The organism is Pseudomonas sp. GW821-FHT02C04, assembly GCF_059421845.1.
The window spans coordinates 1,670,215-1,682,223 of the sequence record NZ_JBWKVT010000001.1 but is presented as its reverse complement, the minus strand read 5'-3'; the positions used below and the strand labels follow the sequence as shown (position 1 = coordinate 1,682,223).

The 12,009-nt window shown below is 61.9% G+C and carries 11 protein-coding genes and 1 pseudogene; 6 read left to right on the top strand and 6 right to left on the bottom strand.

Translation table 11 applies throughout. From position 1 onward, the window contains the following. Positions 1-99 precede the first annotated feature (99 nt). Together AC07VV_RS07640 and dmeF are read left to right on the top strand one after the other, a co-directional pair. The gene (locus tag AC07VV_RS07640; protein ID WP_102621998.1) at positions 100-375 is read left to right on the top strand and encodes a metal/formaldehyde-sensitive transcriptional repressor; all 276 of its coding nucleotides are present in this window, start codon (positions 100-102) and stop codon (positions 373-375) included. An 11-nt stretch (positions 376-386) separates the two neighbouring features. Further along, positions 387-1,313, top strand: coding sequence for a CDF family Co(II)/Ni(II) efflux transporter DmeF (gene dmeF / locus AC07VV_RS07635; RefSeq protein ID WP_119427132.1), 927 nt, complete (start codon positions 387-389; stop codon positions 1,311-1,313). On the opposite strand, the gene AC07VV_RS07630 is transcribed toward dmeF, so the two are convergent. Then, complete coding sequence (locus tag AC07VV_RS07630) at positions 1,310-2,410, bottom strand: cytochrome P450 (RefSeq protein WP_495035852.1); 1,101 nt, start codon at positions 2,408-2,410, stop codon at positions 1,310-1,312. The two genes, dmeF and AC07VV_RS07630, sit on opposite strands and share 4 nt — an antisense overlap. A 79-nt stretch (positions 2,411-2,489) precedes the next feature. Between AC07VV_RS07630 and AC07VV_RS07625 the strand changes: the two genes are divergently transcribed. From AC07VV_RS07625 to AC07VV_RS07615, 3 genes and pseudogenes are all read left to right on the top strand, one after another. Continuing rightward, on the top strand, positions 2,490-3,245 hold the full coding sequence (locus AC07VV_RS07625) for an ArsR/SmtB family transcription factor (RefSeq protein WP_495035851.1): 756 nt from the start codon (positions 2,490-2,492) through the stop codon (positions 3,243-3,245). A gap of 88 nt (positions 3,246-3,333) precedes the next feature. Further along, on the top strand, positions 3,334-4,554 hold the full coding sequence (locus AC07VV_RS07620; protein ID WP_495035850.1) for a putative DNA modification/repair radical SAM protein: 1,221 nt from the start codon (positions 3,334-3,336) through the stop codon (positions 4,552-4,554). Then, positions 4,551-5,363, top strand: a pseudogene (locus AC07VV_RS07615) (TIGR03915 family putative DNA repair protein); the annotation flags it as partial. The gene AC07VV_RS07620 and the pseudogene AC07VV_RS07615, both read left to right, overlap by 4 nt. Before the next feature lie 29 nt (positions 5,364-5,392). Here the strand turns inward: AC07VV_RS07615 and AC07VV_RS07610 are convergent. Beyond that, positions 5,393-6,001: a LysE family translocator gene (locus tag AC07VV_RS07610; RefSeq protein WP_495035849.1), complete on the bottom strand. Its 609-nt coding sequence runs from the start codon at positions 5,999-6,001 to the stop codon at positions 5,393-5,395. A 106-nt stretch (positions 6,002-6,107) separates the two neighbouring features. Here AC07VV_RS07610 and AC07VV_RS07605 point away from each other — a divergent pair, with 106 nt between their 5' ends. Further along, positions 6,108-6,986 (top strand): LysR substrate-binding domain-containing protein, encoded by an 879-nt coding sequence (locus AC07VV_RS07605; RefSeq protein ID WP_495035848.1) that lies wholly within the window; start codon positions 6,108-6,110, stop codon positions 6,984-6,986. A 52-nt stretch (positions 6,987-7,038) separates the two neighbouring features. Here AC07VV_RS07605 and AC07VV_RS07600 read toward each other — a convergent pair whose 3' ends face one another. The 4 genes from AC07VV_RS07600 to AC07VV_RS07585 all read right to left on the bottom strand — a co-directional run bounded on the left by AC07VV_RS07600 (position 7,039) and on the right by AC07VV_RS07585 (position 12,009). Continuing rightward, positions 7,039-8,058, bottom strand: a complete 1,020-nt coding sequence (locus AC07VV_RS07600; RefSeq protein WP_096822558.1) for a branched-chain amino acid aminotransferase — start codon at positions 8,056-8,058, stop codon at positions 7,039-7,041. A 236-nt stretch (positions 8,059-8,294) separates the two neighbouring features. Next, positions 8,295-9,668: a dihydrolipoyl dehydrogenase gene (lpdA, locus tag AC07VV_RS07595; protein ID WP_495035847.1), complete on the bottom strand. Its 1,374-nt coding sequence runs from the start codon at positions 9,666-9,668 to the stop codon at positions 8,295-8,297. Positions 9,669-9,672: 4 nt separating this feature from the next. Next, positions 9,673-10,950, bottom strand: coding sequence for a dihydrolipoamide acetyltransferase family protein (locus AC07VV_RS07590; protein ID WP_495035846.1), 1,278 nt, complete (start codon positions 10,948-10,950; stop codon positions 9,673-9,675). Beyond that, positions 10,951-12,009 carry an alpha-ketoacid dehydrogenase subunit beta gene (locus tag AC07VV_RS07585; RefSeq protein ID WP_007952909.1) on the bottom strand — a complete coding sequence of 353 codons (1,059 nt, stop codon included), beginning with the start codon at positions 12,007-12,009 and terminating at the stop codon, positions 10,951-10,953.

The following is a 12,009-nucleotide window of genomic DNA, read 5'->3' as shown; positions in this document are numbered from 1 at the left end:
GTCAAAATCTCAAGCCGCGACGGACGGTCGAAAACAGACCTTGCCCCTTTCGATCCGAACAGCGACTATGCTCGCCATATAGGGGTAGGGGGTATAGGTATGTCGCACACGCACGAACACAAAGGCGAGTTGCTCAACCGCGTCCGGCGCATTGCCGGGCAGGTTCAGGCCGTCGAAAAAGCACTGGAGTCCGAGGCCGATTGTGCCAAGACATTGCACCTGATGGCGGCGATTCGCGGCGCGGTCAACGGCTTGATGGAGCAGTTCATTGAGGCCCACGCCCGCGAGCATGTCGCCCATCCCGACCTCAGCGACGAAGCCCGCGCCCAAGGCGTGGAAGAGTTGCTGCAAGCCATCCGCCGTTATTCCAAGTGAGCACCGACCCCATGAATCTGACGACTCGGTCTGACGACTTTTCCCACGATCACCAGTTCCTCGGCGCGTCCCACGACGACAATGCCCGCCGCACCTTGTGGGTGGTGGCGCTGACGTTCGTGATGATGATCGGCGAAATTGCTGCCGGTTATCTCACGGGTTCCATGGCGCTGCTGGCTGACGGTTTCCACATGGCGACTCACGCCGGCGCCTTGGGCATCGCTGCAGCGGCCTATGGTTTTGCCCGGCGCAACGCCAACAACCGGCGTTACAGTTTCGGCACCGGCAAGGTCGGTGATCTGGCGGGTTTTGCCTCGGCCATGGTGCTGGGGCTGGTGTCGCTGGGCATCGCCGGGGAGTCGGTTTTCCGCCTGTTCGAGCCCACCAGTGTGGCGTTCGGCGAAGCAACGTTGATTGCCGTGGTCGGCCTGGGCGTCAACCTGCTCAGCGCCTTTCTGCTGGCCGGCCATCACGGTCATCATGACCACGGCCATAGCCACGATCATGGCCATCACCACCATCACGACAACAACCTGCGTTCAGCCTACGTGCACGTATTGGCCGATGCGTTGACGTCGGTGCTGGCGATTGCCGCGCTGCTTGCCGGTCGCTATCTGGGCTGGGTGTGGATGGATCCGGTGATGGGCATCGTCGGTTCCATCGTCATCGCCAAATGGGCCTGGAACCTGATGCGTGACAGCGCCGCCGTGCTGCTCGACACCACCGATGAACCGGTGGCCGAGGAGATCCGCGAACTGCTGGAAACCAGCGACGACGTGCGCATCAGCGACCTCCACGTCTGGCAGGTCGGCCCGCAGGCGCGTGCGGCGATTGTCAGCGTGGTGGCGGCTGCGGGCGTGACTGCCGAGGCGATTCGCGAGCGGCTGGCTCCGGTGCATGAGCTATCGCACCTGACCATCGAATTGCGCAGCGCCTAAACCTGTACTTCGCTGAACAGCGGAATTCGCCCATTCAGCGAAGGGCGGTAATGCCAGGTCAACCGCCCCGGATCGAAGTCATGAACGAGGATTTCACTGACTGTGGCGCTGGCAATGGTCATCGCCAACCTTTGCCCCGGGCATTGATGCCGACCGCTGCCGAACGTGAAACTGCGGCGGTTCGGGCGATCCGGCAGAAAGTGATCCGGGGTTTCATTCAGTGCCGGGTCGCGGTTGGCTGAGGCGAGCAGCACCAGAATCACGTCGCCCGCTTCAAAGCGCACGCCGTCGATTTCGCAGCTGTTTGCCACAAATCGGCGGGTGTTCTGCACCGATGGATCGAAGCGCTGGACTTCGGCGAGCAGCGAATCCACTGCGGTGTCGCGTAGTTCAGGCTGACGTTGCAACGCCACCAGCGCATTGCCGATCAGGCCAGCGGTGGCCTCGAATGTCTGCGAGCATAGGCCGATGAGGTTGGCGATCAGTGCGTCTTCTTCGCCTGAAAAGCGCTGCTGAATGTCGGCGAGAAACGGGTTTGGCTCCGTCAGTAATTCAATGAAGTAACCGTGCAATTGCTCAGCCGCTCGATGAGCTGCCGCCAGTTGCAGGTCATTGCTCAATGGTGAAAGGCACGCTGCAAAATCCGCCGTCAGCTCACTGATTGCTCGCGCTTGTGCCGGAGTGAATCCTAGCAACGCTGCAATCACGCACACCGGGCCGCGAAACATTGCCTTATATAGGCCGTCGGCATCGTTTGTGATCAGCCGTGCAGACACCAGAGCCTTGATTTCTCCCTGATCAATCAACCCCAGCGGTGGCTCAATGGCCGAACGCGGACAACGCTGACCTTCACCATCATTCATCCGCATCAACTGGCCGAACACCTTGCCCGCCATGCCGTCGGCAATCGCTTTGGGCACCAGCTCCTGCACCGGACGCACCCGGCAATCCGGATGTGCCAGCACCGCGCACACCGCCCGGGCGCTGCTGGCGACCCACAGTTTCAGTCCGAGATGAAAGGTCAGCCCGCCCGCCGCGCGCAGTTCGGCGTAGTAAGGGTAGGGATCGGCGTGAGTCGCAGCGATGATCGGGTCCATGGATCGCAACCTTGTCGGAGGGGAAAGTGTTGCTACTATCTCCAGTCCTTGAGGGCGATGATTCGTCCGGGAGCGAAATATGCACGCAGAACATCAAGACATCGGCGTCTCACAAGTGGCCGCCGCCATCGCAGAACCGGCGCGAACCAAAATGCTGTGCTCGCTGATGGACGGCCACGCCCGCACCGCTACGGAGCTGGCGAGCCTCGCCGACGTCAGCGCCTCGACCGCCAGTGCGCACCTGGCCAAACTCAAGGATCTGGCGCTGGTGCGCCTGCATGTGCAGGGCCGCCACCGCTATTACAGCCTCGCCGACAAGCGCGTGGCCCAGGCGCTCGAAGCGCTGATGGTGATCGGTCAGAACCCCGCGCCGGCCTTCAAACCCCACACACCGGATCGCCTGCAATTCGCCCGTACTTGCTACGACCACATGGCCGGCACGCTGGCGGTGTTGCTGCATGACCGGTTGCTGGAGGGCGGTTGGCTGGTGGAAACCGATGAGCAGGCCTACCGCTTGAGCGAGAGCGGAGAGACGCTGCTTGAAGGGCTGGGCATTGAGATCAGAGATCTGTCGACCATGCGCCGACGCTTTGCCTGCCCGTGCCTGGACTGGAGCATGCGCCGGCCGCATCTGGGCGGATCGCTTGGAGCGGCGTTGTTGCAGACCGCGTTGAAGCGCAAATGGGTGATGCAGGATCTGGACAGTCGGGCGCTGACGTTGACGGCGACGGGGCGCAAGGAAATGGCGGCGCGATTCGGGGTGCAATGGCCTGACGCGATGCAGCCTGTCCCGGTGCGTAAATCCTCGACTATCGCAGCTGACAGCCGACTGTAATAAGCCTGACTGACGAAGGGTCGTTTTACAGCTTGTGACCCATGGGTGGACTCTATACTGTATATGCGAACAGTATAAGGTCCGTGCCATGCAACTCATCGACAAGCTCAGCATCCTCGCCGACGCCGCCAAGTACGACGCCTCCTGCGCCAGCAGTGGCGCGCCCAAGCGCAGTTCCGAGGGCAAGAGCGGGCTGGGTTCCACCGATGGCATGGGCATCTGCCACAGCTACACACCGGACGGGCGCTGTGTGTCGCTGCTCAAGGTTCTGCTGACCAACTTCTGCCTCTACGACTGCCAATACTGCGTCAACCGCCGCTCCAGCGATGTGCCCCGTGCGCGTTTCACGCCCGAGGAAGTGGTGACGCTGACCCTGGATTTCTACCGGCGCAATTGCGTCAGCGGGTTGTTCCTCAGCTCCGGGATCATTCGTTCGGCGGACTACACCATGGAGCAACTGGTGCGCGTCGCCAAGCTGTTGCGTGAAGAGCATGAATTCCGTGGTTACATCCATCTCAAGACCATTCCCGAAGCCGATCCTGCGCTGATCGAAGAAGCCGGGCGTTATGCCGACCGTTTGAGCGTCAACATCGAATTGCCCACCGATGCCAGTTTGCAGACGCTGGCGCCGGAGAAGCACATCGGTTCGATCAAGCAGGCGATGAACACGATCTACACCGGCGTGCAGACCGTGCTTAACGAACCCCGCGCACCGAAGTTCGCCCCGGCCGGGCAGAGCACACAGATGATCGTCGGTGCCGATGACACCGACGACAGCACCATCCTGCACAGCGCTCAGGCGTTGTATGGCAACTTCCGTCTGCGCCGGGTGTATTACTCGGCGTTCAGCCCGATTCCCGACAGCCCGAAAAGCGTGCCTTTGGCCGCACCGCCGCTGATGCGTGAGCACCGTTTGTATCAGGCCGACTTTCTGCTGCGCAGTTACGGCTACACCGCCGGTGAGTTGCTTCAGGGGCCGGGCAATCTGGCGCTGGACATCGACCCGAAACTGGCCTGGGCGTTGCAGAATCGCGAGGTGTTCCCGCTGGATCTCAACCGCGCCGAACCGGCGTTGATCTCGCGCATTCCCGGCATTGGCCTGCGCACCACCGAGCGATTGGTGGAGCTGCGTCGACAGCGGCGCATTCGCTACGAGGACGTAGCCCGCATGCGCTGTGTGCTGGCCAAGGCCAAACCGTTCATCATCACCAGCGATTACCACCCGCAGCAGGCGGAGGTCACCAGCCAGATGCTCTATCAGCAGTTGCGCGACCGACCGATGCCGCAGCAGATGGGGTTGTGGGGATGATCAATCTCGATTGCGACGACCTGTTCGACACCTGGCGTCAACAGGCGCGCTGGCTGCTCAGCCATGAAATCGATCCGAGTCTGGTGAGCTGGGCGTCGGAAGGGGTGAGTGATCTGTTTGCCAGTGACGTGTCGGTGCCTGAAGGGCAGGGACCGTTTCAGGCGCGGATTCCGCGTGCGTTGCTCGACACCCTGGAACAAGCGTCACGCTACCGTGGCGATCAGCGCTGGAGTCTGCTGTATGAAGTGCTGTGGCGGGTCAGCCACGGCGATCGCACGGCAATGATGGCCGGCGACAAACTGGGCAGCGAGTTGCAGCGGCGGATCAAGCAGGTGCAGCGTGAAGCCCATCATTTGCATGCGTTCGTGCGCTTCATCGAGCGAGCGCCAGAGCTGCCGGGCCCGCAATACGTGGCGTGGCACGAACCGGCCCACGACATTCTGCACAGCGCCAGCGAACACTTCATCGGGCGCATGGGCCGGCATCGTTGGCTGATCGCCACCCCGCGCGACGGGGTTTACTACGATGGCGAACAACTGATTCATCATCGCAAGTGCCCGGTGGAATGGCAGCAACTGGCGCAGAACGTTGACGATCCGCAGGGTGAGCTGTGGCTGGCGTACTACAGCCACATCTTCAACCCGGCGCGGTTGAACGAGAAGGTCATGCAAGGGCACTTGCCCATGCGCTTCTGGAAGAACCTGCCGGAGGGAGAATTGATCCCTGGATTGATTACCCAGGCACGCATGGGCAAGCAGCAGAACGGGCAGGCCGGCGGGATTGCGGGGCGCGGCGGTAAACGTATTGCGTTGAAACAGGTGGAGCATCCGCCGTCTGTTCAGCGAGTTGCCGAAGCCATCAACAGACCAAAACCGGCAAAGGTCACGCCCGAGACTTTCGCTGCCAGCCATGAACCTTTCGGGCTCGACAGCCAGCCTTTGGCGGCATTGGCGAGCAGCGCATAGCTGCCGTGCACCAGAATCACCAGCACGGCGTAAGAAGCCACCAGTTTGAAGAACTGCGGAAGGAAAGCCTGTGTGGTGTCGATGAACTGCGGGAACACTGCCAGAAAGAAGAAGATGGCTTTGGGATTGAGAAATTGCAGGGACGCGGCCTCCAGAAAGCGGTAACTCGGGCGGGAAGGTCGGACGTCTTGCAGCGTACGGAAACGATCCGAACGCCAGCTCTTGAAACCCAGGTACAACAGGTAAGCTGCGCCGGCGTATTTGAGCACGGTAAAGGCAGTCGCCGAGGCGCTGAGGATCAGGCCGACACTGGTTGCACTGACGGCGGCAACCACGAAGGCTCCCGAGGCAATCCCCAGAATCCCCGGCACCGCGCCGGCCCAGCCCAGACGCACGGCGTTGGACAGGGTCAGCACCACACCCGGGCCGGGGCTCAAAATGGTCAGGGTGGCGAAGAGTACAAAGAGTCCGTAACTGTGCATGTCTGGCTCCGTTGGGGCGCGGGATTGGGCGTGCGGGCAGATTGGCGTGGCAACGAACGTGTGACAAACGCTTTAAATGCAGCGCATACGTGACTAAATTAGACCCATGAACAAATCACTCCCGCCGCTCAATGCGGTTCGTGCCTTTGCGGTCGCCGCCCGTCATCAGAGTTTCACGCTGGCGGCCGAAGAGCTGCACGTGAGTCACAGTGCTGTCAGTCGACACATCAAATTGCTGGAAGAACACCTGGGTGTGTTGCTGTTCGAACGGCGCATCCGGCAATCGTTGCTGACGCCTGCAGGCCAGCGTTTCTATCACCAGGTCAACGCCGGTCTGGCGCAGATCGCCGACGCTGCTGCCGAGTTGCGACAGCAGGCAGCACGGCCGACAGTGACCATCAACACCCGACCGTCCTTTGCCCAGTTGTGGCTGATGCCCCGGCTGGATGCCTTCATGTCAGAGCATCCGGACATCGAGCCGCAGGTGATCACCCAGACCCGCTCCCCGGATCCTGCACAGGACAGCTTCGACATCGTCATCCGCCGTGGTCGTGACGACTGGGCGCCGACCATCGAGTCGCACCCGCTGTTCGAGGATGAATTGCTGATGGTGGCAGCGCCTGAGCTGATCGAGCGAATCCCATTGGCGGAGCTTGCCGATCTGGGCCGGCACACCTTGCTGACCGTCAGGGCCCGGCGTGAGGACTGGCACCACTGGGCGCTGCGTTTTGGCGAGAGTCAGAGTGCGAGCCAGGACATTCGTCAGTTCGATTACATGCATCGGGTGCTGGAGGCTGCCGTGGCGGGTGAGGGCATTGCCCTGTGCCCGACCACGTTGCTGGGCACGCATCTGTCGAGTGGTCGACTGGTCTGCCCGCTGCCCGATCTGCGAATGCCGTTGCCACGTTACTACTACGGCGTTGCACCACAGGCGTCTGCATCGGCTCAGGTGTTTCTGGCTTGGCTGCAAAAACAGACCCCATGAAAAAGCCCCCATCGATCACTCGATGGGGGCTTTTGTGCATCTGGCCGTCAGATCAAACCTTGACGATCCAGCCTGCTGGAGCTTCGACGTCGCCGGTCTGCACGCCGGTCAGCTCTTTGTAGAGCTTCTGGGTCACAGGGCCGACTTCGGTTTCGCTGTGGAACACGTGCAGGTGGTCGTTGTAGCTGATGCCACCGATCGGGGTGATCACCGCAGCGGTACCGCAAGCACCGGCTTCTTTGAAGTCCGACAGCTTGTCGATGAACACGTCGCCTTCGACCACTTCCAGGCCCAGACGGGACTTGGCCAGTTCGATCAGCGACAGACGGGTGATGCCCGGCAGTACCGACGGCGAGTTCGGGGTCACGAACTTGTTGTCGTGGGTGATCCCGAAGAAGTTGGCCGAACCGACTTCCTCGATCTTCTTGTGGGTCAGCGGATCCAGGTAGATGGCGTCAGCGAAGTGCGCTTTCTTGGCCTGGGAACCCGGCATCAGGCTGGCGGCGTAGTTGCCACCGACCTTGGCGGCACCGGTGCCTTGTGGCGCGGCGCGGTCGAAGGAGGATATCTGGAAGTTGTGCGGGGTCAGGCCGCCCTTGAAGTAGGCGCCTACCGGGATCGCGAACACCGAGAAGATGAACTCCGGCGCGGTACGCACGCCGATGTTGTCACCCACGCCGATCACGAACGGACGCAGGTACAGCGCGCCGCCGGTGCCGTAAGGCGGGATGAAACGCTCGTTGGCGCGAACCACGTCCTTGCACGCTTCGATGAATTGCTCGGTGGACACATGCGGCATCAGCAGGCGGGCGCAGCTGCGCTGCATGCGGGCGGCGTTCTGGTCCGGACGGAACAGGTTGATCGAGCCGTCCTTGCAACGATAGGCCTTCAGGCCTTCGAAGCATTGCTGGCCATAGTGAAGGGCAGTGGAGCCTTCGCTGATGTGCAGCACGTTGTCTTCGGTCAGGGTGCCTTTGTCCCACTCGCCGTTGCGAAAGTACGACAGATAGCGTTTATCGGTCTTGATGTAATCAAAACCCAGCTTGTCCCAATTGATGCTTTCGTTACCCATGACACCCTCTATCACTTAACAACCGTCGAAACGGTTCAAGGCTTCTGACGTTTTTTTGGATGGGCACAACAATACTTCATTCTTGAGCGGTTTCGCAGCCCGAAATCTCTGCCTTTGATCGTTCCCACGCTCTGCGGGGGAATGCAGTCCGGGACGCTCTGCGTCCCAACAGCCGAACGCGGAGCGTCCGTGGAGGCATTCCCACGCGGAGCGTGGGAACGATCTGCGACCGAAAGTTACAGGTGCAACGCATGCCCGAGGGCACGCAACGCCGCTTCCTGCACCGCTTCACCCAGCGTCGGGTGTGCGTGGATGGTGCCGCCGATGTCCTCCAGTCGCGCACCCATTTCCAGGCTTTGCGCGAATGCAGTCGACAGTTCCGATACGCCAACACCCACCGCCTGCCAACCGACAATCACATGATTGTCCCGACGGGCGACCACGCGAACGAAACCGGTTTTCGATTCCAGCGTCATCGCACGACCATTGGCTGCGAACGGGAAGTTCGACACGATGCAGTCCAGTCCGGCAGCCTTGGCTTCATCCGGCGTCTTGCCGACGACCACCAGTTCCGGGTCGGTGAAGCACACGGCAGCGATGGCGGTCGGGTTGAATTCGCGGGTCTTGCCGCTGATCAGCTCGGCGACCATCTCGCCCTGGGCCATGGCGCGGTGGGCCAGCATCGGCTCGCCGCTCAGGTCACCGATGGCGTAGACGTTGCGCATGCTGGTCTGGCAACGGCTGTCGATCTTGATCGCCGAACCGTTCATGTCCAGGTTCAGCGCTTCGAGGTTCCAGCCCTGGGTATTGGGTTTTCGACCGACCGCCACCAGCACCTGATCGGTTTCCAGGTTCAGGGTGTCGCCGTTCGGATCGCGCACCTGCAATGTACCGTCGAAGCCCAGAACGCTGTGTTTCAGGTACAGTTTCACGCCCAGTTGCTTCAGCGCATCGTGCACCGGTTGGGTCAGTTCGGCGTCGTAGGCCGGCAGGATGCGATCCTGCGCCTCGACCACACTGACCTCGGCGCCGAGCTTGCGGTAGGCAATGCCCAGCTCCAGGCCGATGTAACCACCGCCGACCACGATCAGGCGTTTCGGTACCGACTTCGGCGCCAGTGCTTCGGTCGACGAAATGATCGGCCCGCCAATCGGCAGGATCGGCAGGTTGACGCTTTTCGAGCCGGTGGCCAGCACCAGGTGTTCACACTGGATGCGGGTGTCGCCGACGTCCACGGTCTTGCCGTCGATGACCTTGGCCCAGCCGTTGATGACCTGAACCTTGTGCTTCTTCAGCAACGCGGCAACGCCGGTGGTCAGGCGATCGACGATGCCGTCCTTCCACTCGACGCTCTTGGTGATGTCGAGGGTCGGCGCGGAGACGCTGATGCCCAGTGCCGAATGCTGGTTGTGGTGTTGAGTCTGGTGAAATTGCTCCGCCACATGGATCAGCGCTTTTGACGGGATGCAACCGATGTTGAGGCAGGTGCCGCCCAGCGATTCGCCTTCGACCAGAATGGTCGAAATGCCCAGTTGCCCGGCGCGAATGGCCGTCACGTAACCGCCAGGGCCGCCGCCGATGATCAGCAGCGTGGTGTTCAGAGATTGCATGCCATCACTCCACAAACAGGGTCGCGGGTTGTTCGAGCAGACCACGAATGGCCTGGATGAAGAGCGCCGCGTCCATGCCGTCGACCACGCGGTGATCGAAGGAGCTGGAGAGGTTCATCATCTTGCGGATCACCACCTGGCCTTTGACGACCATTGGCCGTTCGACGATTTTGTTCACACCGACGATCGCCACTTCCGGCAGGTTCAGCACCGGGGTGCTGACGATGCCGCCAAGGGCGCCGAGGCTGGTCAGGGTGATGGTCGAGCCGGACAGCTCATCGCGGCTCGCCTTGCCATTGCGGGCGGCGGTGGCCAGACGCGAGATTTCCGTCGCGCTGTCCCACAGGCTGCGAGCCTCGGCGTGACGCACCACCGGGACCATCAGGCCGACATCGCTTTGGGTGGCGACGCCGACATGTACCGCGCCAAGGCGGGTGATGACCTGGGCTTCGTCGTCGTAGCGGGCGTTCATCTGCGGGAAATCGCGCAGGGCGACGACCAGTGCACGCACCAGGAACGGCAGCAAGGTCAGCTTGCCACGGCTGGCGCCGTGTTTTTCGTTCAGGTGTGCACGCAGTTCTTCAATCGCGGTGACGTCGATTTCTTCGACATAACTGAAGTGCGCGGCGCGCTGAGTGGCGTCCTGCATGCGCTGGGCAATCTTGCGGCGCATGCCGATAACCTGAATCTGTTCTTCATCGTTACGCTGGGCGTACGCGGCGGCGACCGGCGCCGAAGCGTTCGACTGACCTTGCGCCAGATAGGCGTCGAGGTCTTCGTGCAATACACGACCGGCCGGGCCAGAACCGCGCACCAGACGCAACTGAATGCCCAGATCCAGCGCGTGTTTGCGCACGGCCGGCGAGGCCAGTGGGCGCTCATCGGCTTCGCGGGCGACCATCGGGCCCTGGCAAACGGCAGCCGCCGGACGCGGCGCGGCAATAGCAGGTTTGCTTTCAGCGACGGCTTCGACTTTGGGTGCAACAGGTTCTTTCGCAGGAGCAGGAGCCGGTTTGTCGGACTCCTTCAGATTGCCTGCGCCTTCCACTTCGATGCTGATCAGAATACTGCCGACCGCCATCACTTCACCCGGCTGACCGCCGAGTGCAATGACTTTGCCGTGGACCGGCGACGGGATGTCGACCATCGCCTTGTCGGTCATCACATCCGCCAGCACCTGGTCTTCAACGACCAGATCGCCGACCTTGACGTGCCACTGCGACAGTTCTACTTCTGCGATGCCTTCGCCGATGTCCGGCATCTTGATAACGTGCGTGCCCATTCAGACCTCCATGACCCGTTTCAGCGCCGCGCCCACTCGGGACGGCCCTGGGAAATACGCCCACTCTTGCGCGTGCGGGTAGGGGGTGTCCCAACCGGTGACGCGTTCGATCGGCGCTTCCAGGTGGTGGAAGCAATGCTCCTGCACCAGCGACACCAGCTCGGCGCCGAAACCGCAGGTGCGGGTGGCTTCGTGAACCACGACGCAACGGCCGGTTTTTTTCACGGATTTGACGATGGTTTCCAGGTCCAGCGGCCACAGGCTGCGCAGGTCGATGACCTCAGCGTCCACACCGGACTCTTCGGCGGCGACTTGCGACACGTACACGGTGGTGCCGTAGGTCAGCACGGTGACGTCCTTGCCCGGACGGGTGATCGCGGCGACATCCAGCGGCACGGTGTAGTAACCGTCCGGCACTTGTGCGGCCGGGTGTTTCGACCACGGGGTTACCGGGCGGTCGTGGTGGCCGTCGAACGGGCCGTTGTACAGGCGTTTTGGCTCAAGGAAGATCACCGGGTCATCGTTCTCGATGGAGGCGATCAGCAGGCCTTTGGCGTCATACGGGTTGGAAGGCATGACAGTGCGCAGGCCGCAGACTTGAGTAAACATCGCCTCGATGCTCTGGCTGTGGGTCTGGCCGCCGTAGATGCCGCCGCCGCAAGGCATGCGCAGGGTCATCGGCGCGGTGAACTCGCCGGCCGAGCGATAACGCAGGCGGGCGGCTTCGGAAATGATCTGGTCGGACGCCGGGTACACGTAGTCGGCGAACTGGATTTCCGCCACCGGACGCAAGCCATAAGCGCCCATGCCCACGGCTACACCGACGATGCCGCTCTCGGAGATCGGCGCGTCGAACACCCGCGAGGTGCCGTACTTGGTCTGCAGGCCTTCGGTGCAACGGAACACGCCGCCGAAGTAGCCGACGTCCTGGCCGAACACCACAACGTTGTCGTCACGCTCAAGCATCACATCCATGGCCGAGCGCAGGGCCTGGATCATGGTCATGGTGGTCGTGGTCATGGCGGTTTCCAACTGAATATTGTTGTTGTGATCGTTCAT